We start from the raw sequence: 23,063 nt of genomic DNA, 5'->3' as shown, positions 1-23,063 counted from the left end.
CTTTTGCCATGCAGCTGCTGACTGTGGACGACGCCCGCGAGCTGGCCGAGCTGTACCTGGCTGCCGAGTGGCCCCGCCGCTGGCGGCACGTCCAGGCCGTGGCCGCCAGGGCCGGCGAGCTCCAGCCGGTCGTGGGCGAGGGCGGTGAGCTGCTGGTCGTGGCGGCCTGGCTGCACGACATCGGGTACTCGTCCCGTCTGCTGGACACCGGTTTCCACCCCGTGGACGGTGCCCGGCGGCTCCAGCGGATCGGGGCAGGCTTCCGGCTGTGCTGCCTGGTGGCCAACCACTCCGGTGCCGCGATCGAGGCCGGGCTGCGCGGGCTGCACGCCGAGCAGGAGGACTTCCCGGACGAGGACAGCCTGCTGCGCGACGCGCTGTGGACCTGCGACATGACGACCAGCCCGGAGGGGGAGCCGGTCACCTTCGCCGAGCGGCTGACCGAGATCCGCGAGCGGTACGGGGAGCACCACTCCGTGGCGCAGGCCATCACGGCGGCGGCACCCGAGATCGAGCGGGCGATCGGGCACGTGTCCCGGCATGCCGGCGCGGGGTGTGACTGCGTTCAGGACCCGGTCAGCACAGAGCTGCGCGCTGGCCGGTCAGGTAGTCGGTGATCCGGGTGAGGATGCGCGGGTGGATGGGCAGGGCGCCGATCTCACCGGGTACGAAGAAACGAAGGTCTGTCGATTCGGGGCTGATCGCGAGCGAGCCGCCCGTCACCGTGCAGGCCACGCAGACCGAGAACTCCTGGCGGACCTCGCCGTCGGGGTAGGCGAAGACGTGCAGCGGGTCGGAGTAGACGCCGATCACGTAGCCCGGCTCGACGTCGAGCCCGGTCTCCTCGCGGACCTCGCGCCGGACGGTGTCCGCGAGGGACTCGCCCAGTTCCATCAGCCCGCCGGGCAGCGCCCACAGCCCGTTGTCGGCCCGGCGGTGCAGCAGGATCTCACCATTGGGGCCGGGCACGATGGCCGAGGCCGCCGGGCGCAGTGAGGTCGCGGCCGGTGCCGCCGGGTCGTCGTAGTAGTCGCGCCTGCGGGGGACGTCCGTCATGACCAGCCGTCCAGCGGGCGGGAGCGTTCCCAGATCAGGTCGAAGTGCTCGGCGAACCGGGCGTAGAGCCCCCGCCCGCCGAGGTGGCGCAGGTGCAGCAGCGGTGCTGCCGCCCCCTGCGTGGCGTACAGGTGCGGAGTGACCAGCATCTGGTCATCAAACCGGAAAACCGAGTTGTAGAGCGGGGCGTCCTGGAATCTGATCTCGATCCCCGGGCAGCCGCGCAGGCTCGCGAAGTACTTCAGCGTGGTCCGGACCCGGATCGCGATGGTCAGCGCCACGTCCTCCTCGACGTCGCGGTCGGCGACGTGCCGGGACTCGGGGTCGGCGAGGGCGATCCGGATCCTGCATCCGCGCTCCGCCCGCTCGATCAGCGTGTCGGTGAACTGCGGGTGCTGCATGGGCAGGAAGTACAGGGTGTACCCGAGCAGGTCCACCTCCCGCCCCGCCGAGCTGATCAGGTGCCACCACTGCGCGGTCGGCAGGTCGGACCGGTAGGCGTACGCCGAGACGATCTCCGCGCCGACCTTGCGGTTGCCGAAGGTGCGCGACTGGGCGTCCGGCCACAGGAACGCCTCGTCCTCGTCGAGAAAGGACGCGGTGGCCGCCCGGTGCCTCGGGTGCGGGAGCCGCCCCGCCAGCCAGCGGCCGACGGTCTTCACGTCCACGCCGACCGTCCGCGACAGCACCCCAGCTGTCACGCCCGCCCGCGCCATACTTGCCTTGAGCTGGTCGTTACTCACTCGCGCACCCCACACCGCCGACCGCAGAGGGACGTTTCACGCTAACCCGGGAACGTCCCAGATGTCTGCACGCCGTAGTGACGGCGCGACACTCCGCAATGTGGAATCAGGAAAGTGGAACCGGTGCCAGTGGCAGGATTCCCTAGGGCGGCCGGTGAGTGTTCTGGCTGGTCACAGGGGTGTTTCCGCACGAGGACCCAGAAAGCTGGTGCGCATGACCGGGTTCGCCGACCTGCCAGCCGAGTACCGGGCCGAGTGGGATTCATTCATCCGGGACACCCTCACGCCCCGTGACCTGATCATCCTGCACCGGCGGATCCCCGGTGCCGCCGGGCTGTGCTTCGGCTGCCTGGAGTGCGGGCGGCGGGTGGTGTGGCCGTGCCAGATCCGGGCCAGCGCCGAGCGCAGGCAACAGGAGTCCCGTCGGGAATGAGACAGGCTCGGGCCCGGTCCGGCCCGGCAGACTTGGTACGTGCGCATCGCTCAGTGGACAGTGTGGGCGTTCTTCTTTGTCCTCTGTGTCATCCTGCTCGGCGCCAGCCAGCTGCTCCTCCAGAAGTCGGGCCGCCCGGTCAGCCCGGCCGAGGGGGTCTGGCTGGCGGCGGGCGCGGCGTTCGCTGCCGTCGTCGCCAGCGAGCTGCCGTACCTGGCCGGCCTGATCCACCGCGCCCTGACCAGGACGTGGCGCGGCCAGGGCATCCCGGTGCTGGACACCGACCCGGGCCAGCTCGGCCGCTACGAGCTGCGGACCCGTCTCGGCGAGGGCGCGTCCAGCATCGTGTACCTGGGCCGTGGCCCCAAGGGCCGGTACGCGGCCGTCAAAGTGTTCCGCCCGGCGGCGGGCGGCGGCGCGTTCACCGCCCGGCTGCGGGCCGAGGTGGCGGCGCAGCGGCGGGTACGCAGCCGGTACGTCCCGGTCGTGCTGGACGAGTCGCCGTACTCCGCCTCGCCCTGGCTGGCCACCGCGTTCGTCCCCGGCCCGACCCTCCAGCAGGCCATCGCCCTGCACGGCGCGTGGACGGGTGCCCGGGAGCTGGCGATGCTCGCACTGGGGCTGAGCCGGGCGCTGTCGGCCATCCACGCCGAGGGCCTGGTGCACCGGGACGTAAAACCGTCCAATGTGGTGCTCGGTACCCGGGGCCCGATGCTGATCGACTTCGGCATCGCCGCCGCAGTCGACGCGACCCTGAGCCAGGCCGGCGGCACGCCCCTGTACCTGGCCCCCGAGCAGGCCCAGCCGGCCGTCTCGGTACCCGGCCCGGCCGCCGACGTGTTCAGCCTCGGCGCCACCCTCGCCTACGCCGCGACCGGCCGGGCACCCTTCGGCGACAGCGGCCAGCCTGCTCTGCTCGTCTCGGCGGAGCCCGACCTGTCCGGTATGGCTGATACCGGGACATCAGCTCACGAGATCAAGGCACTCATCGCCGCCTGTCTCGCGAAGGACCCGGCCACCCGGCCGTCCGCCGCCGAGGTCGTGGCGCTGGCCGCCGGGATCGCTGGCGTGCGGGACGTCCCGGCGGGCTGGCTGCCCGAGAGCACCCGCCAGCTGGCCCGCTCGATGGTGACCCGGCCGTTCGGCGGGCGGCTGCCGGAGGGCGGGGCCGGCTCGGAGCGCCTCGCCCGCGTGATCCGGCTCGTCCCGCCGGTGATCGCGCTCGTACTGGGCCTGCTGACCCTGCCGGGCCTCAGCCAGGATCCGAAGACGCCACCGGGTGCCACGCCAGCCCCGGCCACCGCCACGCGATCCGCCAGCCCTTCCGCCACCGGCTCAGCGGGATCGACCGGCACGGCCGGGTCCCCGGCTCCCGGCCCCGGTACCACGCCGGGCGCCAGCGGGCAGGCCACCAGCGGCAACGGAGGCGGCACAGCTGGTCCCGGCAACGGCACCGAGATCGGCAACGGGGGAGGCGTGCAGCCCACACCGTCGGACACCCGGACCAGCCCGGCCAGGACCGACCCGCCGCCCGGAGAGCCGTCGGTGCTCGCCGAGGGCGGCCAGACCCTCGGCCCCGGCAAGCCCGCGATGCTCATGGACTATTGGGGGGCCGGCGACCCGGCTTCCGACCTGGTCCGGGGCGGCACGGAGCTGTTCACACAGCTCGGCGCGTACCTGGCCCTGATGCCGGGTACCGCCACGCCCACCTTCGCCCAGTGTTACGGCGCCTCGTGGACGAACATGATCCCGCTGACGGCGCTCACCACCGGCAGCCAGCTCTGCGCCTACACCCAGGCTGGCCGGCACGCGCGGATCCGGGTGCAGGGGATGGCGGGGGACAGCATCGCGCTCAGCGGGTACACCTGGAACATCCCGAAGACCACAGAGAGCGGCAGGAAGGAGGAGAACCCGGGGGTGCGGCTCGGCTCGGACAACCCGGCGGTGCGGTTCCGCGAGTGGCGCTCCGGCGACCCGAGCCCCGACCTGGGCAAGGACGCGGCCGGGCTGTACACGCGGCTCGGTTCCGAGATCACCGTCCACAGTGGCGCCAGCCAGCCGACGTACCAGCAGTGCAAGGCGGCGACCGGCTGGTCGGCCAGCGTGCCGGCGAGCGCGCTGCGGGAGGGCACGTGGCTGTGTGCCCGCGACGACCAGCAGTTCTACGCGTGGATCAAGGTCCGGGCGGTACCGGCCCCCGGGCTGGACTACTTCGTCCTGCACGGATACACCTGGTCCTACTGAGGCTGGAGAGCTGGCGGGCATCCTGCACACTGGTCAGCCGAGACCCAACGGCGAGCGGCGACGGAGGCAGGATGAGCTGGACGCGCGGGCCCGACCGGCGCCGCTGGTGGGTGGGCCGCAGGTGGCTGCCGTGGCGGCCGAGGACCAGCGACCTCGGGAACCTGCCGTCGATCGACATGCCCGACGCCGGCGACGACTGGTTCGGCATCATCATCCTGGTCGTGGTGATCGTCCTCTTCGGCATCCCGCTGCTGCTCTTCGTGCTGACCTTCGTCCTGGAGTGGCTGCTGCTCCTGCTCCTGCTGCCCGTGGTCATGATCGGGCGGAGCCTGTTCGGCGTGCCGTGGACGATCGTCGCGCGGACGAAGGGCACCAGCTACACCGGCCAGGCCACCGGCTGGCGCGCCTCCGCCGAGCTGATCGGGCGCACCGAGGCCGAGATCGCCCGCTCCGGCGCCCCGTGGTCCCTGACCCTCCGCCCCCGCAAGCCCCGCGCGAAGAAGCGCTGAAACCCCCAAACCCCTGATTTTGTACCTGAGCCCGCGTGCACAGTCATCCACTGTGCACCGGTCTCACCGCCCGTGCGCCAGCACGTACACGCGCGGGGCGAGCTTCCCGAGCAGGCGGCGTGGCCGGGTTCGCGCCCGGATTTTCAGGCGAAGGCCGCGGCGATCCTGCCGAGGGCCGGTTCGTACTCGATCACCTCGCGCCAGTGCGCAGGCCAGCCGTCCATCCCGTGTACCGCTCCGGCGAAGGCCCCGGCCAGGCACGCGATCGAGTCGGAGTCTCCGGAGCTGGCTGCGGCCCGTGACAGCGCGGCGACCGGCTCGTCCGGGTACAGCAGGAAGCAGTACAGGCCCGTGGCCAGGGCCTCCTCCGCGATCCAGCCCGCGCCCGTGGCCAGGCACGGGTCGGCGTCGCGGTCCGGGTACCGCAGCGCGGTGTCCAGGACGTCGAGCGCGTGCAGGCACTCGTCCCAGCCCCGCGCGATGTAGTCCTCCGGCGTGCTACTACCCGGACGCTGCCACAGGTCGCCGAGCCAGTCGCCGTGGTACACCCGCCGCTGGCTCTCGGCATGCTCGCGGAGCGCGCCCGGCAGGGCGGCCGGGGTCACGCCGTCGAGCAGGTACCGCACGGCGAAGGCCGTCAGCTCGCTCGCGGCCAGCCCGGTCGGGTGCCCGTGCGTCATCGCGGCCTGGAGCTGCGCGGCCCCGGAACGCTGACCGGCCGTCAGCCCCGGCATCAGCCCGGCTGGCGTGGCGCGCATGTTCGCCCCGCAGCCCTTCGAACCGGCGACGGCCGCCTCGGCCCACGGCAGCCCGGCGTCGAGCGCCTCGCACGCCGTCAGGCAGGTCATGCCCGGTGCCCGGTTGTTGTCCTCGCTGGCCCACCAGGCCACGTACGCTGCCCGGATCGCAGGCTCCAGCCCGGCCGGGGTGACCGACGGCGCGGAGATCAGCGCCTCGGCGAACGCGATGGCCATCTGCGTGTCGTCGGTGACCCGCGCGACCGGTTCCGCCAGCTCGCGTGGCCCGCCCGGCCCGTACATCGCGGCGATCTCGGCCATGTTCTTGAATTCCGCCGGCGCGCCGAGCGCGTCGCCGTACGCCAGCCCGTAGAGGGAACCCGCCACTGTCATAGCGGCCGACGATACACGGGCAGGCGTTCCGGTCCACTGTGGAGAGTCGATACGCTTCGCCGCTACCAGTGACCACCGGGCACTGACCGCCGATGGAGGTACGAATGGTAAAGAAAGGACGGCTGGCTCTCGCCGCCGTGGCCCTGGCCGGCGTGCTCCTGCCCGCCGCACCGGCCCACGCGGCCACGATCACCGGGCTGGACTGCGTGACCAGCGGCCCGACCAGTTTCACCTGCACAGTGGACTTCGCCGCCACGAACCCATACACCATCCAGTGGTACCGCAACGGCCTGCACATGTGGCACGTGGACGGCCAGAAGAAGATCGTCGGCTTCTGCCGCACGCCCCAGTGGACGCATGTCCGGGTCGTGGTCGGCGACGCCGCGAGCACCGAGGAAGCGATCTACGACTCCGTGTACTGCGGCGGCCAGTAGCCGGTGCCCCGCGAACCTGCGGCCCGCCCAGTACCCTCATGATCATGATGTACGGGCGGGCCGCGGAGCAGTCGGCGATCAGCGCGCTCCTCGAATCCTGCCGTACCGGGGCAAGCGGCGCGCTGCTCCTCAGCGGAGACCCCGGCATCGGCAAGTCGGCCCTGCTCGACCACGCCGCCGGGCTCGCCTCCGGCATGCGCGTACTGCGCGGGACCGGCATCGAGTCCGAGGCCGAGCTGCCCTTCGCCGGCCTGCACCTGCTGCTCGCCCCGGCGCTCGACCGGCTGCCGGCCCTGCCCGGCCCGCAGCGGCAGGCGATCGAGGCGGCGTTCGGGCTCGGCTCCGGCGGCCGGTCCGACCGGCTGCTCACCGGGCTGGCCGTGCTGTCGCTGCTGGGGGAGCTGGCCGAGGACGGGCCGCTGTTCTGTGTCATCGACGACGCGCAGTGGCTCGACCGGGCCTCGGCCGACGCGCTGCTCTTCGCCGCCCGGCGGCTCGGCGCGGAGGGCGTGGCGATGCTGTTCGCGGCGCGGCCGGAGTTCGAGGCGGCTGGGCTGCCGGTACTCGCACTCGACGGGCTCGCCCCGCCCGATGCCGCAGCGCTGCTGGACTCCACGGCTGACCTCGCGCCGGCCGTCAGGTACCAGGTGCTGGCCGAGGCGCAGGGCAATCCGCTCGCCCTGCTCGAACTGCCTGCCGCTGTCGCTGACGGCGGGAGCCTGCCGCTGACCAGCCGGCTGCGGATGGCTTTCCACGGCCAGGCCAGCCGGCTGCCCGCCCCGGTCCAGGCGCTGCTGCTGGTCGCGGCGGCGGAGGACACCGGAGATCTCGATGTCGTACTCCGCGCAGCGTCCACTCTGGGCTCCGGCCCCGCCGAGCTGGCCGAGGCGGAGGAGGCCGGACTGGTCGTCGTCGCCGGCCGGACGCTCCGGTTCCGCCATCCGCTGATCCGGGCAGCCGTGTACCAGGGCGCGGCCGTGAGCCGGCGTCTCTTCGTACACGGAAAACTGGCGGAAGCCCTCGGCCAGCCGCAGGACGCCGACCGCCGCGCGTGGCACCTGGCCCGCGCGGCCACCGGCACCGACGAGGCCCTCGCGGCGGAGCTGGAACGCACAGCCGAGCGGGCCCGGGAGCGCACCGGCTACGCGGCGGCAGCGGCAGGTTACGAACGCGCCGCCCAGCTCAGCACCGACCCGGCGGCCGCAGCCCGCCGCTACCTGCTGGCCGCCGAGGCCGCGACCGAGGCCGGTGACCTCGACCGGGCGCTGACCCTCGCAGCCCAGGTCTCCACAGTGGACGGCCGGCTGCGTCACGTGCAGGGCATCGCGCACTTCTGGCAGGGTTCCTACGGCCAGGCGCACCGGCTGCTGCTGGAAGGCGCAGACCTCAGCCCGGAGCCGGCCAGCATCCTGGAGCAGGCCTTCCACACCGCCTGGTACGCGGGCGAGGCCGAGCTGGCGGAGATCGTGGACCGGCTGGCGGCCCTCGGGCCCGGCTACCCGGTCGCCCGGCTGCTCGCGACCGCGATGACCGGCACGGCGGCGGAAGTCAGCGCCGCTATCGACGCGGCCCGCCAGGTCACCGAGCCCCGCGATCTGGCGCAGGTATGCGGGATCGCCCTGGTGACCGGCCGCGACCACGTCACGTACGAGCTGGCCACCGACCTGGCAGCCCGGGGCCGCGCCGACGGCTGGATCGGCTTCCTGCCGACGGTCGGCTTCTTCCTCGCCGAGGCCGAGCTCTTCGCCGGCCGGCACCGCGACGCGCACGCCACCGCCACCGACGCGCTCCGGATCGCGGAGGACACCGGCCAGGCCCAGTGGCGCAGCCAGCTCACCAGCCTCCTCGCGTACCTGGCGGCCGTCGCCGGAGACGCGGCGGAATGCCAGCGGCTCGTGGCGGCCTCGGCCGATCTCGGTCACGCCGGCCAGCCGTGGTGCCAGTGGGCGCTCGCCCTCCTCGACCTCGGTACGGGGCGCGCCGCGCAGGCCCTCGCCCGCCTCGAAACCCTCGGCACGTACCAGATCAGCGCGATCCGCAGCGTCCCCGACCTGGTCGAGGCCGCCGTCCGCGTCGGAGAGCCGGAACGTGCCGCGCCGGGCCTCGCCCGCTTCGAAGCCTGGGCGGCCAGGGCGGCACAGCCGTGGAGCGATGCCCTCGTCCTGCGCTGCCGGGCACTCCTGCGTGGCTCCGGGGAGGACTTCACGGCGGCGCTGGCGCTCGGCGAGCACGCGTCCCGCCCGTTCGAGCAGGCCCGGACGGCGCTGCTCTACGGCGAGTACCTGCGCAGGGCCCGGCGGAAGCGCGACGCCCGCCGCTGGCTCCAGCCAGCCGTCACCACCCTCGAAGCACTCGGCGCGGAACCCTGGGCCGCCCGGGCCCGCGCGGAACTGACCGCGACCGGGGCCGCGGCCCCCGAGTCCGCACGGCAGGGCAAGCTCGCCGTCCTCACCCCGCAGGAACTCCAGATCGTCCGCCTCGCGGCGACCGGGCTGTCCAACAAGGACATCGCGGCCCAGCTCTTCCTCAGCCCGAGGACCGTCGGGCACCACCTCTACAAGGCGTACCCGAAGCTCGGGATCATCTCCCGCGCCGAACTCGCCTGCCTACCCCTGGAGACAGCATGACCGAGCGTCACATCCCCTTCGGCCGGGTCTACAACTTCCGCGACCTCGGCGGGTACACCGGCCACGAGGGCCGCACCGTCCGCTGGGGCCTGCTCTACCGGAGCGCGTCCCTCGCCCCGCTCGCCGAGGACGGGCCCGACCGGGAGACCTTCGCGGGGCTGGGCGTGCGGACGGTCGTCGACCTGCGGTACCCGTGGGAGGTCGAGCGCTCCGGCCGCTTCCCGGAGACGGAAGGCGTGGCGTACCACAACCTGAGCGTCGAGCACCGGCCGTACCAGCAGGCCAGCATGGAGGCTACGGTCGAGCCGGGGCCGTTCCTGGCCGGCAAGTACATGGAGGTGGCTTCGGACGGCGTCAAGGAGATCCGCCAGGTCCTCGACCTGGTCGCCGAGGACACCGGGCCGCTCGTCTTCCACTGCATGGGCGGCAAGGACCGGACCGGCCTGATCGCGGCCCTGGTGCTCAGCCTGCTCGGCGTGTCCGAAGAGGACATCGTCGCCGACTTCGCGATCACCGGGCAGTTCGCGCACCTGGCCGTCGCCCGGTTCGTCGAGCGGACCGGCAAGCAGCCGTCGTGGCCATACACCGGCCAGACCCCGCCCGAGGTCATGGAAATCTTCCTCGCGGAACTCAAGGCCGAGTACGGCTCCGTCCGCGAGTACTGCGCCACGGCCCTCGGCATCGACGACGCCTTCGTCGAGACCCTCCGCGCCCGGCTCCTCACGGACTGACAAGCGTCCCCTCGCGCTTGATCGCGGCGGCCCACTCGCGAACCAGCGCGTCAGCGGCAGCCCGGCCGTGGACGACCTGCTCACGGTCCGGGAACTCCGTACCCGACGGTGGCCGGGCGTGGACGGTCCACCGGCGGGACACCCACCTCCGCCACGGCCACACGACGACCGTCGCGAGCAGGCTGGACGTCAGGCTGAGCGCGAAGAGGGTAAACGGGATCACGTTCAGCGCGAGGTTGATCATGAGCCCAATGCCCTCGGAGTCGCCGCTGGTGTCGAGGAAGAAGCCACGGTACCGGGGCCGCCAGGCGATCTGCTGCCGCCAGACCCGCCATTCCATCCACTGGCCATCCGGGGCCCTGGCAACAACGCGCATCCAACCATGCTGACCAGCCCCATCTGCCCTGGTCAGGCCGGGTATGGCAGGTGTGCCGGCCCGCACAGCCCGCGCCGGGGGAGACGAGGTGCCGCGCGGGTCTCAGCGTGTCTCGATGGCTGTCTGTGCCGATCCTGTACGTACAATGTGAATTGTGCGATTTGCCGGGTTATTACTCGCCGCGCCGGGGGCTCTCGTCCCCGGCGCGGCCCTTGACTACGGCGACGCACCCGCGAGTTACGCGATCACCCGGGCCGACGACGGACCCCGGCACACCCTCAGCCATCGCGGCACCCTGACCCTCGGCCCGTCCGTCACGGAGGAGCCCGACGGCGGCCCCGGCGACGCCGACGACGGCCTGACCAGCTGGGACGGCGCGACGGCCACAGTGGACATCCGCAACGGCACCGGCCGGGGTGCCCTGCTGGCGGGCTGGCTCGACACCAACCGCGACGGGCACTTCGACAGCTCGGAGCTGACCGTGGCCCTCGCCTCCGGCGGGCCTGTCCGGCTGCGCTGGGACCCGGTGCCCGGCCCGCCGACGTACCTGCGGCTCCGGCTCTACGGCGTGGCACCCTCCGACATCCAGCCGACCGGGCTCGCGGCGGGCGGCGAGGTCGAGGACCACCGGGTGGCGTTCCCCGCCGCCAGGCCGTCCTCGGCGGCGCCGGTGCAGCCAGTGGTCCCCGAGTCCTCGCCGCCGGTCAGCGTCCGTCCAACGAGGACCCGCTCTGCCGCGCCGTCGCCCCGGCCATCGGCCAGCCCGCCGTCCCCGCCGGTGGTCCAGCCTGCCGCCAGGCCGCCCGGGCCGGCGCAGGCCCCGCCCGGTCAGCTTCCCGCGCCACCGCTGCCGGCCCTCCTGCTGTTCAACGGGCTGTTCATGTCGGCGTTCGCCACCGCTGTCCGGGCCGTGACCCGCGCCAGATAACCCAGCAACGAAAGGTCCACCATGGAACTCGCGGCCATCGGCGCCCTGGTCGCGCTCGGCTCGGCTGCCCTGGCAGTCGCAGTCAGCCTGCTCGCGGCCCGGCTGCTGCCCGAGCGCTGGCTGTCCGGCAGCGCCGACATCGCCGGAGCGCTCTACTCCAGCGTCGGCATGGCCTTCGCGATCCTGATCTCCCTCGGCGCCATCGCGGTCTGGGAACCACACAGCGAGGCCTCGGCCAGCACCGACCGGGAGGCTGGCGCGCTGGCAGAGGCGCACTGGGCCGCCAGGAACCTGCCGCCGGCCGAGCGGGCGGTGGTCCGGGCGAAGATCCGTGAGTACGCGACGGTCGTGGTCCACCAGGAATGGCCGGAGCTGGCCGCGCACCAGCGGCCCAGCCCCCGCGCGGCGGAGCTGCTCATCGAGCTGCGCACCACGGCCGACCAGAGCCCGGAGTCAGCGGCGCGGCAGCAGGTGGCGCACCAGCTCACCGAGGTCGCGGGAGCCCGCAGGGCCCGGATCGGCACCGCAGGGGCGACCATGCCGGCCGTGCTCTGGCCAGCCCTGATCGCCGGAGCTGTCATCAACGCCGGCTTCCTGCTCTTCGCCGGGCTGCGCCCGACTGTCCCGCACCTGGCGATGCTCGGCACGGCCGCCGCGATGACAGGAGTCCTGCTCTTCATCCTGTACCAGCTGGAACTGCCCTTCGGCCGCGCCTTCGCCGTCACCCCGGAAGCCTTCGAGGCCCTCCTGTCCGCGATCAGCGCCAGCTCGGCGTGACGATCACGCCGGGCGGATCACCGCGCAGGTGAACCGGGCCGGGGTGCGGCCCTCCACCCGGTACTCGTGGGACCGGTCGGAGCGGAACGCGACCGCGTCGCCGGCCGCCAGCCACTGCTCCTCGCCCCCGACGTCGAGGGTCAGCGGGCCCTCGGTGACGGTCAGCAGCTCGCGGGTGCCGGGTAGCGCCTCGCCCTGGTAGACCTCGCCCGGATACATCACCCAGGACCACAGCTCGACGGAGTTCGGCGGGTCGGAGCCGATCACGAGCTGGGCGTGGCCGCCCTCGGTGCCCTGCCACAGCCGGACCGTGTCGGCGGCCCGGGTCAGCCGGACGATCGGGGACTGCTCGACGACCACGAGCTGGGCCAGCGTCACGCCCAGCGCCTGGGAGACCCGGACCAGGGTGCCGACGCTCGGGTTGGTCCTGGCCTGCTCGATCTGGATCAGCATGCCCCGGCTGACGCCCGACCGGGTGGCCAGCTCGTCCAGGCTCCAGCCGCGCAGGGCGCGCAGCTCCTTGAGGTGGGCGGCGATCGCCTGGGCCACCGGCTCCTGGTCCGAGTTCATTGTGGTGCACCTCGCAGTTCACTCTGATGGACGGACACTGTACTGTCCTGAGCAGTCCATCAGATTGTACGGAGGCGGGGCGTGATCTCGGCGGTCCTAGCTCTCACGGCCAGCGGCCTGTGGGGCTCGTCCTACTTCCTCGGCGGCAGCATCAGCCGCCGCATGCCGGCCATCACGGTGCTCTTCATCGCCCAGCCACTGATCCTCGTCGGCACCTGCGTCATCGTTGTCGGCCGTGGCCTGGTCCCCGACCTGTCAGCGATCGGCTGGGGCGTCCTGGCCGGCCTCGCCGCCATCGGCGCGATGTTCACCCTGTACCGGGCGATGGCTCACGCCCCGATGGGCGTCGTGGCCCCGATCGGCGCCTCGGCGGCGGTCCTCCCGGTCGTCGTCGGCCTGGCGACCGGCGAGCGGCCCAGCGTCCTCCAGCTCTCCGGCGTCGCCGCGGCCCTGGCCGGCGTCGCGCTGGTCGCCCGCGCGCCGGGCTCGACCGGCAAGACCTCCCGCTACGCCCTGCTGATGGCCGTCGTCTCCGCCGTCTTCGTCGGCATCGTCTACACGGCCGTCCCGCTCGGTGCCCAGGCCGACGCCACGACCACGCTGATCGTCCAGCGGATCACGATGACCGCGCTGACCGCGGCCATCGTGCTCGCCACCCGCCAGCAGATCAGCGTCGAACCGGGCAGCCTCGGCCGGATCGCCATCATCGCCGGTACCGAGATCGCCGCCAACGTCGCCTACAGCATGGCCGCGACCCGGCCCGGCGCGATGCTCTCCGTCGTCTCGGCCCTGGCCTCGCTGTCCCCGGTCGTCACGGCGCTGATCGCCCGGCAGGTCCTCGCCGAGCGCCTCTCCCGCCTCCAGCTCGCCGGCGTGGCCGTGACCATCGCCGGCGTCGCCGGAGCGGCAGCCGCCTGACCTCTACGCCCTGCGCTGCGGTTTCGTACCCGGGGCCAGGCCGGAGCCGCTCGTCCAGTGCAGGTGGGACATGGTGTCGTTCATCCAGGTACCGCCGGCGTTGGAGATCTCCGTCCCCGGCGGGAACGTGACGCAGCCGCCCAGCCCGTCCGGGTTGTCGGTGTAGTGCTCGCAGACCACGGCCGTCCACGACGCGTCGGCGTTCAGGAACGACGAGCCGGTGTCGTTGATCAGGCTCAGCCCGCCGGGCAGCTCCCACCACCGGTCCTCGTTGTTGAACATCGCCACGCCCCGGCCGGTGAAGTCCGCGTGCTCCCACGCGCACAGGTACCCGGAGGGGCAGCTGTCCCTGCCCGGCCCGATCAGCTGCACCCGGCCCGTGTCCCGCGCCGTCCACCAGGTCGTCTGCCGCTGCGCGCCGGCCCAGCCGAACTCGAAGTGGATGTGGTCGGTGTGCGGGCTTGCGCCGCCGTAGGGGTGCCAGTTGTGGTCTGAGTACTCGGTCATCAGGTAGATGATCTGCCGGTTCCAGATGATGAAGTTGATCCCGAGCCGCCGGGCGATGGCATGCGGCTCGCCGTCCCGCGTGGCCAGCAGCCAGCCGAGGACCGTGCTGGCGATGTCGCGCTCGCCGGCGTTGCCGGAGTTGAGTCCCCAGTCGAGTGCCCGGCCCTGGTCGTGGCCGCCCCACGTGCTGGGATCGCAGACGTACGTGCCCCAGTTGCGCTCGCCGAGCCCCGGGTACGTGCTCCGCAGCAGCTGGTAGAAGTCGGAGACACCCGGTTTCGTACCGGCGTCGCAGCGGTCGACGGAGTCCTGGTGGGCGTAGTCGTCGGGCACGGCGCTGAACGCCGGCACCGGGGGAGTGGCTGCCGCGCTGGCCGGGGCCGCCGGCACGACGGCACAGGCCAGGGCGAGCGCCACGGCAGCCAGGATGCGGTTACTTCGCATATTGGTACGTCACCTTTCCATCGATGTTCTCAACTGTTCCGTTGACGCCGAAGCGGCTGGTCTGGGTCCTGCCTCCGGACGGTGGGCTGGCGGTAGCCGTGCCGTCGTGGCTGGTCCACACGACGACGCCCCTGCCCGGTTCGAACTGCACGGTGTACTGGGGCTTGACCGTGATGACCCACGAGACGGACGGCTGGCGGGACACCCGGAACGGGCAGCCGGGCGGCTCTGCCTCGGTGCTGCGAGCGCACTCCGCGATCAGCGCCTCGACCTGACGGCTGGCCTCCTCCGCCACCCCAGCCTTGAGTACCGGCTTGAGTTCCGCTGTGGTGTCAGCCCCGGCGGCAGCCGTGACCTTGACCGCCGGCGCGTCGAACAAAGGGCCGCCCGCAGCCCGCGCCGTGTACCCGCCGAGCAGCACCGGCAAGTCACCGTCCTCATCAGACAGTGCGACCCCGTTGACGCTCACCTCGCCCAGGCCCTGGCCGGACACCCGCACACTCGCCAGCCCGCCCGACGTGATGCGCCAGCCGTGGAAGAGCAGCAGTGAGGACTTCTCGTTCCGCCGGAGCTGGAACGTCCCGGTGTGCTCCCGCCCGCCGACCCGGAACCGCACGGCCGCGCTGGCCTGCTCGCCTCCGGCATCCGTCGTCAGCTTCGTGATGCTGACCTGGCTGGGTGGCTCGTATCCCTTGTCCCGCAGCGGGCCATTGGCCAGGAGCGGGCTGGGGCGCCGGTCGTGGCGGTCCTGGCGGTCGAGGAGGGCCAGCGCGGCCGTGGCGTCCCGGTCGGCGAGCGCGCCGAAGAACGCATCCACCGCGGCCCCCGGGCTGTACCACCAGGACCGCATGCCGCTCAGCGCGACGAGGGCGAGGACGCCGGCCGCCAGGACGGCACCGGTGATCCGCAACCGCCGTCGCGACGCCCCGGTACTCCCGGCCGGCACGAACGGCCCGGTGGCCGGCCGGGCGGGGCGTTGCCGGGCCGCGTTCATGGCGCATCCGCAGCCCGGGCAGTACCGGGCCTCCGCCGGGGCATGCCTCGCACAGGCCGGGCAGGGAACGCTCCCGGGCCCGGAGCCGCACCGTGCACACTGGACGGTCCCCGGCATCATGGCCGTCTGGCACCGCTCGCACTTCCCGAAGCTGCTCACCGGCCCTCCAGCGCGGCCATGACGTACCCGCGGGTGCGGGCCAGCCGCTCGGCCTGTACCTGTTCCTGGTGCCGGACGGGCGGCTCGTGCCTGCACGCCGCCAGTTCCCGCCACGCCACCGCCGCCGACCGCAGGTCGTTGTGCCAGCCGAGCGCCTCGGACGGTTCCCAGGACGCGGAGACGGCGAACAGGTGCCAGTACCAGAAGATCCGGAGTTCGGTCCGCAGCCCCTCGTGGGCCGGCCAGCAGTCGGGAAGCACCACCCACGGCGCGTACGCCTCCTGGAGCCAGCCGGCCCAGGCGGCCAGCTCGGCCCAGTTCTCGGCGAGCTGGTCTGGTGGCAGTCCCGTCCAGTCCCACGGCGGCGGGCCGGGGTCCTGCTGTTCCTCGTAACCGGGCTCTGTGCTCATAGCCCCTTCCTCCCTGTGTCCTTGCCGGTGCTCTTCTGCCTGGGGGTGACCTTGCGGGCGGGGGCCGGGGCCGCCCGCCGGGAGAGCCAGGCCGTCCGGAGATCGGCGGCGCTGGCCCGGTTCGCCGGTGGCACGGCTGCCCGTCCGGTCGCCGGCCGGCCGGCCAGCTGTTCCCGGCGCAGGATGTCGATCTCCCGTTGCTGCCACTTCCGGAAGTCGAACGCCGCCCGGTCGGCGGGCTTCACCCGCGTGATGTCGTTGGCCTTGCGGTCACGGTCCACCGCCAGCCGTGCCTGGTCGCGCGCGATGCGCTCGTGCGCGAGCCTCTGCGGGTCCGGCTGCCGCGCCCCTTCCGGCGGCTTGCCCAGCCGCATGCCCTGCCGCAGGGCCGCTTTCCGGTCGGCTGTCCGGTCTGCCTGCCGTCTCGCTGGTGCCTGCTGGGTGCCGCGCTGCTGCTTGGCTGCCTCCCGCTGCTTTTCCATCGCGTACCTGGCTGCCGACCGGCCCAGCCCCACCTCCGGCGGGGGCACCTGCCTGGCCGTGCCGGGCGCGCCGCGCACTTCGGGGGGCTGTTGCAGGCGCCTCGCCAGTGCTGCCCGGCGCGGATCGGGCTGACGGCCTTCCGGCGTGCCGCGTACCTTCGCTGCCGCCTTCGCCGTGGCGTCGCCGATCCGGTCCCCGGCGGCGACTACCCGTTTCCCAGTACGGCCGGCGGTGTGCTCGCGGTCGCCGGTGCCGCCGGTACCGAACTTCTCCAGGCGGAGCTGGGCCTGCTCACCCTTCGCGCCGATGGCCCGAGCCGCCTCGATCCGGCCGTCCTGGACTTTCCGCCGGAACCATGGCATGGCCTTCTTGGGCTCCGGCGGCCCGGGCTGCGTGGCCGTCAGCCTGCCATGGGCCCAGCCAGCGCCGGCTCCGGCCGCCCTGCCCAGTACGCCGCCAGCCGGCCCGAATCCCGAGAAGACCCGCTTGGCGAGCAGTGCGGCCGGCGCGCCGAGCAGAGCGCCGACGGTCAGGGCTGTCATCGAGCGCGGTTGCTGCTCGACATAGCCGACAGCGCTGGTCTTCGTCGCGAACATGCTGCTCCACGCGCCAAGGTGGACTCTCATGCCGCCTCGTCCAGGTACGCGACGCCGCCGGCCAGCAGCACCGGCAGGCTCGCCACCACGGCCCGCGCGAGCCGCAGCCGGAGCACGCCGGCCGGCGAGGTCTCCGGGGGCTCGGGCTGGGTGGCCAGCCAGCCGCACGCCGTCCAGATGTCGGCCTGGTACGAGGTGGCCCACACGGAGTACACGCCCGGGCTGACCGACACCCTCGGTTCCAGGTCCGGCCCGGAGATCAGGCAGGTCTCCGGCTCGGCCGGGGTGTTGCCGAGCCCGATGCCCAGCGCGACCAGCCGCAGCCGGGACAGCACGTGCGGCAGCTCGGCGGAGGCGGGGTCGGCGACGGTGAGCAGCCCGCTGCCGTGCAGGGTGCCGAGCACGGCAGCCGGGTCTGGCACGCCGGCCCGGTACGCCGCCGCGACCAGCGCGTCGTGTGCCGGGTGCTCGGCCGCGAGGTTCCACACCTCGTACTCGGCCAGCCCGACCTCTGCCAGGCCCGCGCCGACCCGGATCACGGCGACCGGCGCGCCCTCGCCGTGCAGGACGCCCATCGGGAAGCCGACCGGCAGCAGGTACACAGTGGAGGGTGTCATGGCGTGAATCCCTCCAGTGCGCGGAACTCGGGGATCAGCCCGGCAGGACGCGTGTCCACCAGCCGGTGCCGGTCACTGCGCCAGAACAGCCAGGCGTGCAGGGGCGGAAGCTGCTGGATGGCGTTGACCGGCAGGGCAGGCCGGTACAGCTCGCTGACGGTGACCGAACCGGGGCCCTGGCCCTGGAAGCCAGGGCCGCCCAGGGCGCCGGGCGCGGCGCTCACCACCCCGCCGCTGCTGCCGCCGGCCTGGAACGTGCTGGTGTTCTGGCGTTCCTCCCCGGCCCAGCCGGAGACGTTGGCCAGGTCGGGGCCGTGCGACATGCCGCCGTAGACGACCTTGGCCGTGGTGGCTGCGAGGATCGCGGCCTGCTTCTCCACGCCGTACCGGTCGCGCAGCTGCGCCAGGCTCTGCACAGCCCACATCGTCACGATGCCCCGCCCGCCGCCCTCGGACACCAGGGCGGGCAGGCTCTGGATCGGCGCGATGTTGGCGACCTCGTCGAGCGCGAGCAGCAGCGGCTGCGCGAGCCGCCCGCCCTGCTCGGCCGCCAGTTCGGCTGCCCGCTGGGCGATGCTGTCCACCAGGCCGGCGACCAGCGGGGCGATCGCCTGCTGCACGTGCGAGGGCCCGATGATGTACAGAGTGGACCGGCTGTGCAGGAACTTGTCGACGTCCAGGTCCGTCGCGTCGCAGGAGCGCAGTACCGTCGGCTCGGCCAGCGCCTCCAGCGTGTTGCGGGCCACGGAGAAGAAGCTGCCGCGCTCCTGCTCGCCGAGGATCCGGATCGACTCCAGGTCGTCGGCCCAGATCGCGCCGGGGCTCCCGGACAGCCGCAGGATCGCGACCGGGTCGCGGGTCTCCTGCCCGGCCAGCCAGCGCCGCACGACCGACATCGGCAGCCGCTCCAGCGCCGCGGCGTGGAAGTACCCGCGCAGGATGCCCGCGGCCCCGGCCCGCCAGTGGTCGCCGTCCTTGACGCCCTGCCCGCTCACGGCGGTCAGCGCGGCCACCCGCCGGTAGCAGACGGCCGGGTCGGCACAGCCGGCCAGCGGGGACCAGCGCATGCTGTGCTCCGGGTACTCCGAGCCCAGCGGGTCGTAGATCAGCACGTTCCCGCCGGCGCTGTGCGCGACGCGCCGCCGCCAGTTCCCGGTCTTGGCCAGCAGGTCACCACGGGTGGAGGTGCACACGGCCGGGCCGGGCCAGGTCAGCAGGTTGGGGATGATCAGGCCGGAGGACTTGCCGTACCTGGGCGGGCCGATCAGCCCGACCGAGTCCTCCCGTGCGCTCCAGACCGGCTGGAGCCGGTCCTGCTTGTCCCAGCCGAGGAACACCCGATCCTCGAACTGCACCCGCACCTCCGGCAGCGGGGCCAGCGCGGGGCTAGTCACCGTAGCCCCTGCTCACCGTGCTGGCCACGACGACAGGGAACGGCTGGGCCGGGGAGTCGGGGTCGGGCAGCGGGTAGCTGCCGCCCTGCTCCTCGATCGCCTCCAGGCGCAGCTCCGTCGGCGGGTGGCTCGCGCAGATCGCCTGCTCCCAGCCGTTGCTGCCCCGCTCGGTCCGCCCGATCTGGACGAGCGCCGTGCGCAGGCCGGCCCGGTACCCGGCCACGACGGCCGCGCGGTCGGCACGCAACTCGGCGCGGCGGGCGTCGACCGCCAGCACCGGTACCAGGAAGAACCGCTGGAGAACCAGCACCGACCAGCCGAACGCTCCGGCGGCGAACCGCAGCACGGGGTTGGCCGCCTGGTCACGGACCACGGCGAACAGGTTGCACATCAGGTACAGCGGCAGCGCCATGCCCCGGACGAACAGCGCGGAGATCACGTCCCCGTTGGCCCAGTGCGCCAGCTCGTGGCAGATGATGCCCGCGATCGCGTCCCGGTCGTACTGGAGCTGTTCGAGCATGCCGCGCTCCAGCATGATGTGCCGCGTACCGGCACACGCGTTGATGTCGCCCCGCCGGTCGCTGATCAGCACGCGGGGCCGGCCGGCGAGCCCGAGGTCAGCGGCGCACTTCTCGACGATCGGCAGCAGCAGCTCAGCCTCCCGGCGGCTCAGCCTGCGGCCACCGTCCACTGTGAACCGCCAGCCTTCCAGCGCCACGCCGTACACCGTGTACAGCGAGCCCATCAGCAGCGACACCAGCACCTGGCCGAGGATGATCCCGAGCGCCCCGGCCGGGTCGCCGTCGAAGGCCAGCTTCCACGGCAGGACCAGCCCGCCGAGGAAACCGAGCACGGTACCGGCGGCGAAGCCGAGCAGCCCGCCGACCACGCCGCCGCCCTGGAAGAGGAAGCTGTCCAGCGCGGTACCGAGCACCGGCACCTCGGCCAGCTCGGCCGGCGCGCGCCCCGCACCGTGGAACACACCGAGGATGGCACCCGCGATCCCGCCGGCCACCGCGCACACGATCGCCAGCGGCAGGTTGAACCAGCTCGCGACCAGCGCCGCGGCAACGCTCCGCCAGTCGCGGAAGACGCCGCTCGTGAGCCACGCGAACACGTTGGGGAAGTGCTGTGGCCGGTGCGAGAACACCCGCTCGGCCAGGGCCGGCCCGCTCACTGCCTGCCGATGGGAGACGGCCGGTGGCTCCGGAAGCGGCTGGGGCTGGGGCTGCGGTGGTACGGGCAGCGGAGGCTGGCGCTGCTGTGGCGGGTACGCGTACGGCTCGGGCTGGAAGACCAGGCGGCAGCCGGCGCAGTACGGCGCCCCTGGCTGGTTGTGTGCCCGGCACTGTGGGCAGATCATGGTTCGCTCCTCGCGGTTCAGGTCCCGCAGAGCTAACCGTCGACAGTGGATTCTCCACAATGGTTCCCGGTCGTTCCCGGTTGAACCCGGTTACCGGGTAATCTCCCGTGATCGGCGAGGCGGCCGGTCAACGGGGAGGAACCGCACCAATGAAACTGGCACCGGAGTCCGTCAATACGGTCCGCGAGCTGGCGGACCAGTTCCGGCTGCTCCGCGCGCGGGAAGGCAAGTCACAGGCCCAGCTGGCGAAGGACTCCGGGGTGCCGCAGTCCACGATCGCCGACATGTTCAAGCTGGACCGCAAACGGGTACCGGACCGTCTCCAGTTCACGGCCGCCCTCAACGCCCTCACCACCGACCCGGCGCTGAGGAGCGCGTTCCTCGAAGCCCACCTGCGCGCCGGTGCCGATCCCGATCCGGGGCCGGTTCCCGTGCCGAGGATCGTGCCCCGGGAGCTGCCGCCGGACGTCCGGGCGTTCACCGGCCGCGCCGGCCAGCTGGCCGAACTGGACAGGGCGCTGCTCGGCGGCGGGCACCTCTCCGCGCTGATCACGGGCCAGGGCGGGGCCGGCAAGACCGGGCTCGCCGTGCACTGGGCGCACCGGGTGGCCGGCCGCTTCCCCGACGGGCAGCTCTACGCCGACCTGCGCGGCTACGACCCGGCGGCCGACCCGGTCACCCCGGGTGAGGTACTCGGCGGCTTCCTCCGCGCGCTCGGTGAGAAGGACAGCGACATCCCGCACGACCCTGCGGCCAGGTCGGCACGGTTCCGTACCCTGACGGCCGGGCGGCAGATCCTGATCCTGATCGACAACGCCCGATCAGTCGACCAGGTCCAGCAGCTGCTCCCGGGCTCGCCGAGCTGCCGGGCGGTCGTGACCAGCCGCGAGGCCCAGATCGGGATGGTGGCGCTCTTCGACTCGTACTGGATCGGCCTCGGCCCGCTGCCGGAGGACGACGCGCTGAGGCTGCTCGGCACCATCGCCGGGCGCGACCGGCTGGCCGCAGAGCCCGAGGCCGCGCGGGACCTGGCCGACCGGTGCGCGAGGCTCCCGCTCACCCTCCGGGTGGCAGCGCAGGTGGTGGCCAGCAGGCCCGGCGAGTCCGTCGCCGCGATCACCAGCCAGCTCGACCTGCTGGGTGCCGCCGATCCGCGCGCCGCGGCCGGTGCCGTCTTCTCCTGGTCGTACCGGCAGCTTCCCTCCGGCCCCGCCCGGCTGTTCCCGCTGCTCGGCCTGCACCCTGGCCGGCACATCGACCTGGGAGCACTGGCCGCGCTGTACGACGGAGAGGCCGAGTCCGAGGTCATCGCGCTGCTGCGCGCGCACCTCGTCGAGGAACACGGCAGCACGGCGATCCGCATGCACGACCTGCTCCGGGCGTACGCGGCAGAACTCGCGGCCACCCTCCCCGACGCGGAACGGGCAGCGGCACTCGACCGGCTGCTCGACTACTACGTCCACACCACGCAGATCGCCAAGGACACCGCCCACAGCTGGGACAAGCCGTCCGGGCCCCGTGGCCTGCCAGGTTCGGCGAGGCATGCCCGCACCTTCGAGTCGGAGTCCGAGGCGGAGCGCTGGCAGGACACCGAGCACCCGAACCTGGTCGCTGCGGCGTCCTTCGCGGCGGCCAGCGGCTGGCCCCGCCACGCGAGCTGGCTGTCCACCCTGCTCTGGCGGCTGTTCTACATGCGCGGCCACCACGCCGACGCCCTCGTCGTGCACACCGCGGGCAGGGACGCGGCCCGCTCGTCGGGCGACCAGGCTGCCGAGTCTGCGGCGGAGTTCCGGATCGGCGACGTGTACTGGCGGATCGGCAAGCTCGACCAGGCCCTCGTCCACTTCCTCGCCTCCGCCGGCCTCAAGCGGGCGATCGGCGACGACCTCGGGGTCGCCCACGCGCTGAGCGGTATCGGCACGATCCACCACCTGCGCGGCGAGTACGCGAAGGCGATCGCCTGCTACGAGGAGGGCCTGGCCATCGCCGTCGGGCTCGGGGAGTGGCAGACCGAGGCCATCGCGCTGAGCAACCTCGGCGAGGCATACGAGCTGCTCGGCCAGTTCGGCCAGGCCGAGGAGTACTACCGCCGGTGCCTGGTGGTGAAGGAACGCCACGGCGACCGGGAAGCCCTGGCGAGCACCCTCAGCAACATTGCCTGGCTCAAGCTCCGCAGGGGCCAGGTGGAGGAGTCGGCGGCCCAGCAGCGTGAGGCGCTGGAACTGGCCAGGTCGCTGAAGATGCGCGGGGCCACCGCGCTGGCCCTCGGCAGGCTCGGCGCGGCGGAGGCTCACCTGGGCCGGCCAGCTGCCGGGGCGGAGATGCTCCGCCGGGCGCTCAGGCTGATCGTCGAGTGCGAGGACCGCGTCGCCGAACCGGAACTGCACAACTCGCTCGGCACCGCCCTGCACCTGTCCGGTGAGCGCCAGGCGGCTGTGGAGGCCCACCAGCGGGCTCTGGGCATCGCCACCGAGATCGGCAACCGCCACGAGCAGGCCCGGGCCCATTCCGGCCTGGCCATCAGCCTGGACGACCCGCTGGCCAGCGCCTGGCACGGTGAGCAGGCCGCCGCGATCTACGCTGCGCTCGGGCTCCAGCTGTCCTGACCTCTAAACCGGAT

Annotated in this window: 23 protein-coding genes; 11 read left to right on the top strand and 12 right to left on the bottom strand. The window is 73.0% G+C overall.

The genetic code is table 11. The features are described 5' to 3' along the window. The first annotated feature begins 8 nt into the window (after positions 1–8). Entirely contained in the window at positions 9–617 is a 609-nt protein-coding gene (locus A3G1_RS34980) for an HD domain-containing protein (protein WP_018350304.1), read from the top strand. Here the strand turns inward: A3G1_RS34980 and A3G1_RS0115025 are convergent. After that, positions 577–1,056 carry an NUDIX domain-containing protein gene (locus A3G1_RS0115025; RefSeq protein ID WP_018350303.1) on the bottom strand — a complete coding sequence of 160 codons (480 nt, stop codon included), beginning with the start codon at positions 1,054–1,056 and terminating at the stop codon, positions 577–579. The genes A3G1_RS34980 and A3G1_RS0115025 overlap by 41 nt on opposite strands. Then, complete coding sequence (locus tag A3G1_RS0115020) at positions 1,053–1,799, bottom strand: XRE family transcriptional regulator (RefSeq protein WP_157641149.1); 747 nt, start codon at positions 1,797–1,799, stop codon at positions 1,053–1,055. The genes A3G1_RS0115025 and A3G1_RS0115020 overlap by 4 nt, the downstream gene beginning before the upstream one ends. A gap of 214 nt (positions 1,800–2,013) precedes the next feature. Here A3G1_RS0115020 and A3G1_RS0115015 point away from each other — a divergent pair, with 214 nt between their 5' ends. From A3G1_RS0115015 to A3G1_RS0115005, 3 genes are all read left to right on the top strand, one after another. After that, on the top strand, positions 2,014–2,232 hold the full coding sequence (locus A3G1_RS0115015; protein WP_018350301.1) for a hypothetical protein: 219 nt from the start codon (positions 2,014–2,016) through the stop codon (positions 2,230–2,232). Positions 2,233–2,271: 39 nt separating this feature from the next. Continuing rightward, positions 2,272–4,476: a serine/threonine-protein kinase gene (locus tag A3G1_RS38580; protein ID WP_051110539.1), complete on the top strand. Its 2,205-nt coding sequence runs from the start codon at positions 2,272–2,274 to the stop codon at positions 4,474–4,476. A 71-nt stretch (positions 4,477–4,547) separates the two neighbouring features. Then, entirely contained in the window at positions 4,548–4,985 is a 438-nt protein-coding gene (locus A3G1_RS0115005) for a hypothetical protein (protein ID WP_026212150.1), read from the top strand. Between the two features lie 143 nt (positions 4,986–5,128). On the opposite strand, the gene A3G1_RS0115000 is transcribed toward A3G1_RS0115005, so the two are convergent. Continuing rightward, entirely contained in the window at positions 5,129–6,115 is a 987-nt protein-coding gene (locus A3G1_RS0115000) for an ADP-ribosylglycohydrolase family protein (protein WP_018350299.1), read from the bottom strand. A 104-nt stretch (positions 6,116–6,219) separates the two neighbouring features. Here A3G1_RS0115000 and A3G1_RS0114995 point away from each other — a divergent pair, with 104 nt between their 5' ends. From A3G1_RS0114995 to A3G1_RS0114985, 3 genes are read left to right on the top strand one after another with little or no spacing between them, the layout of a single operon-like run. Further along, on the top strand, positions 6,220–6,549 hold the full coding sequence (locus tag A3G1_RS0114995; RefSeq protein WP_018350298.1) for a hypothetical protein: 330 nt from the start codon (positions 6,220–6,222) through the stop codon (positions 6,547–6,549). A gap of 44 nt (positions 6,550–6,593) precedes the next feature. After that, positions 6,594–9,176, top strand: coding sequence for an ATP-binding protein (locus A3G1_RS0114990; protein ID WP_026212149.1), 2,583 nt, complete (start codon positions 6,594–6,596; stop codon positions 9,174–9,176). After that, positions 9,173–9,907 (top strand): tyrosine-protein phosphatase, encoded by a 735-nt coding sequence (locus A3G1_RS0114985; protein ID WP_018350296.1) that lies wholly within the window; start codon positions 9,173–9,175, stop codon positions 9,905–9,907. Before A3G1_RS0114990 ends, A3G1_RS0114985 begins: the two co-directional genes overlap by 4 nt. Here A3G1_RS0114985 and A3G1_RS0114980 read toward each other — a convergent pair. Then, positions 9,897–10,283 carry a hypothetical protein gene (locus A3G1_RS0114980; RefSeq protein ID WP_157641148.1) on the bottom strand — a complete coding sequence of 129 codons (387 nt, stop codon included), beginning with the start codon at positions 10,281–10,283 and terminating at the stop codon, positions 9,897–9,899. The two genes, A3G1_RS0114985 and A3G1_RS0114980, sit on opposite strands and share 11 nt — an antisense overlap. Before the next feature lie 154 nt (positions 10,284–10,437). On the opposite strand from A3G1_RS0114980, the gene A3G1_RS0114975 reads away from it, so the two are divergent. Next, positions 10,438–11,211, top strand: a complete 774-nt coding sequence (locus A3G1_RS0114975; protein WP_018350294.1) for a GEVED domain-containing protein — start codon at positions 10,438–10,440, stop codon at positions 11,209–11,211. A 21-nt stretch (positions 11,212–11,232) separates the two neighbouring features. Further along, positions 11,233–11,988, top strand: coding sequence for a bestrophin-like domain (locus A3G1_RS0114970; RefSeq protein ID WP_018350293.1), 756 nt, complete (start codon positions 11,233–11,235; stop codon positions 11,986–11,988). A 3-nt stretch (positions 11,989–11,991) separates the two neighbouring features. On the opposite strand, the gene A3G1_RS0114965 is transcribed toward A3G1_RS0114970, so the two are convergent. Further along, entirely contained in the window at positions 11,992–12,558 is a 567-nt protein-coding gene (locus tag A3G1_RS0114965; protein WP_018350292.1) for a helix-turn-helix domain-containing protein, read from the bottom strand. An 81-nt stretch (positions 12,559–12,639) separates the two neighbouring features. Here A3G1_RS0114965 and A3G1_RS0114960 point away from each other — a divergent pair, with 81 nt between their 5' ends. Then, complete coding sequence (locus A3G1_RS0114960; RefSeq protein WP_018350291.1) at positions 12,640–13,476, top strand: EamA family transporter; 837 nt, start codon at positions 12,640–12,642, stop codon at positions 13,474–13,476. A 3-nt stretch (positions 13,477–13,479) separates the two neighbouring features. Here the strand turns inward: A3G1_RS0114960 and A3G1_RS40565 are convergent, their stop codons facing one another. From A3G1_RS40565 to A3G1_RS0114920, 7 genes are all read right to left on the bottom strand, one after another. After that, positions 13,480–14,427, bottom strand: coding sequence for a peptidase inhibitor family I36 protein (locus A3G1_RS40565; protein ID WP_018350290.1), 948 nt, complete (start codon positions 14,425–14,427; stop codon positions 13,480–13,482). Continuing rightward, on the bottom strand, positions 14,417–15,421 hold the full coding sequence (locus tag A3G1_RS0114950) for a hypothetical protein (RefSeq protein WP_157641147.1): 1,005 nt from the start codon (positions 15,419–15,421) through the stop codon (positions 14,417–14,419). The genes A3G1_RS40565 and A3G1_RS0114950 overlap by 11 nt, the downstream gene beginning before the upstream one ends. Positions 15,422–15,576: 155 nt before the next feature. After that, complete coding sequence (locus tag A3G1_RS34965) at positions 15,577–15,990, bottom strand: hypothetical protein (RefSeq protein ID WP_051110538.1); 414 nt, start codon at positions 15,988–15,990, stop codon at positions 15,577–15,579. Further along, entirely contained in the window at positions 15,987–17,099 is a 1,113-nt protein-coding gene (locus A3G1_RS0114935; RefSeq protein WP_157641146.1) for a hypothetical protein, read from the bottom strand. The genes A3G1_RS34965 and A3G1_RS0114935 overlap by 4 nt, the downstream gene beginning before the upstream one ends. After that, positions 17,096–17,686: a hypothetical protein gene (locus A3G1_RS0114930; RefSeq protein ID WP_018350287.1), complete on the bottom strand. Its 591-nt coding sequence runs from the start codon at positions 17,684–17,686 to the stop codon at positions 17,096–17,098. The genes A3G1_RS0114935 and A3G1_RS0114930 overlap by 4 nt, the downstream gene beginning before the upstream one ends. Beyond that, entirely contained in the window at positions 17,683–19,080 is a 1,398-nt protein-coding gene (locus A3G1_RS0114925; RefSeq protein WP_040478411.1) for a type IV secretory system conjugative DNA transfer family protein, read from the bottom strand. The genes A3G1_RS0114930 and A3G1_RS0114925 overlap by 4 nt, the downstream gene beginning before the upstream one ends. Beyond that, on the bottom strand, positions 19,073–20,443 hold the full coding sequence (locus tag A3G1_RS0114920) for a M48 family metalloprotease (protein WP_085985706.1): 1,371 nt from the start codon (positions 20,441–20,443) through the stop codon (positions 19,073–19,075). Before A3G1_RS0114920 ends, A3G1_RS0114925 begins: the two co-directional genes overlap by 8 nt. Before the next feature lie 149 nt (positions 20,444–20,592). On the opposite strand from A3G1_RS0114920, the gene A3G1_RS34960 reads away from it, so the two are divergent. Further along, positions 20,593–23,049, top strand: coding sequence for an ATP-binding protein (locus tag A3G1_RS34960; RefSeq protein WP_018350283.1), 2,457 nt, complete (start codon positions 20,593–20,595; stop codon positions 23,047–23,049). The last annotated feature ends 14 nt before the right edge of the window (positions 23,050–23,063 follow it).

The sequence above is a fragment of the Longispora albida DSM 44784 genome (assembly GCF_000379825.1).
Lineage (GTDB): Bacteria > Actinomycetota > Actinomycetes > Mycobacteriales > Micromonosporaceae > Longispora > Longispora albida.
Note: the sequence above shows the minus strand (reverse complement) of the source record. Positions and strands in the feature narration are given on the sequence as shown.

Excerpts from the sequence above, each read along its gene's own strand:
- A3G1_RS34980 (WP_018350304.1), top strand. The coding sequence starts at position 9 with ATGCAGCTGCTGACTGTGGACGACGCCCGCGAGCTGGCCGAGCTGTAC.
- A3G1_RS0115025 (WP_018350303.1), bottom strand. The coding sequence starts at position 1,056 with ATGACGGACGTCCCCCGCAGGCGCGACTACTACGACGACCCGGCGGCA.
- A3G1_RS0115015 (WP_018350301.1), top strand. The coding sequence starts at position 2,014 with ATGACCGGGTTCGCCGACCTGCCAGCCGAGTACCGGGCCGAGTGGGAT.
- A3G1_RS0115005 (WP_026212150.1), top strand. The coding sequence starts at position 4,548 with ATGAGCTGGACGCGCGGGCCCGACCGGCGCCGCTGGTGGGTGGGCCGC.
- A3G1_RS0115000 (WP_018350299.1), bottom strand. The coding sequence starts at position 6,115 with ATGACAGTGGCGGGTTCCCTCTACGGGCTGGCGTACGGCGACGCGCTC.
- A3G1_RS0114995 (WP_018350298.1), top strand. The coding sequence starts at position 6,220 with ATGGTAAAGAAAGGACGGCTGGCTCTCGCCGCCGTGGCCCTGGCCGGC.
- A3G1_RS0114990 (WP_026212149.1), top strand. The coding sequence starts at position 6,594 with ATGATGTACGGGCGGGCCGCGGAGCAGTCGGCGATCAGCGCGCTCCTC.
- A3G1_RS0114985 (WP_018350296.1), top strand. The coding sequence starts at position 9,173 with ATGACCGAGCGTCACATCCCCTTCGGCCGGGTCTACAACTTCCGCGAC.
- A3G1_RS0114980 (WP_157641148.1), bottom strand. The coding sequence starts at position 10,283 with ATGCGCGTTGTTGCCAGGGCCCCGGATGGCCAGTGGATGGAATGGCGG.
- A3G1_RS0114970 (WP_018350293.1), top strand. The coding sequence starts at position 11,233 with ATGGAACTCGCGGCCATCGGCGCCCTGGTCGCGCTCGGCTCGGCTGCC.
- A3G1_RS0114965 (WP_018350292.1), bottom strand. The coding sequence starts at position 12,558 with ATGAACTCGGACCAGGAGCCGGTGGCCCAGGCGATCGCCGCCCACCTC.
- A3G1_RS40565 (WP_018350290.1), bottom strand. The coding sequence starts at position 14,427 with ATGCGAAGTAACCGCATCCTGGCTGCCGTGGCGCTCGCCCTGGCCTGT.
- A3G1_RS0114950 (WP_157641147.1), bottom strand. The coding sequence starts at position 15,421 with ATGAACGCGGCCCGGCAACGCCCCGCCCGGCCGGCCACCGGGCCGTTC.
- A3G1_RS34965 (WP_051110538.1), bottom strand. The coding sequence starts at position 15,990 with ATGAGCACAGAGCCCGGTTACGAGGAACAGCAGGACCCCGGCCCGCCG.
- A3G1_RS0114935 (WP_157641146.1), bottom strand. The coding sequence starts at position 17,099 with ATGAGAGTCCACCTTGGCGCGTGGAGCAGCATGTTCGCGACGAAGACC.
- A3G1_RS0114930 (WP_018350287.1), bottom strand. The coding sequence starts at position 17,686 with ATGACACCCTCCACTGTGTACCTGCTGCCGGTCGGCTTCCCGATGGGC.
- A3G1_RS0114920 (WP_085985706.1), bottom strand. The coding sequence starts at position 20,443 with ATGATCTGCCCACAGTGCCGGGCACACAACCAGCCAGGGGCGCCGTAC.
- A3G1_RS34960 (WP_018350283.1), top strand. The coding sequence starts at position 20,593 with ATGAAACTGGCACCGGAGTCCGTCAATACGGTCCGCGAGCTGGCGGAC.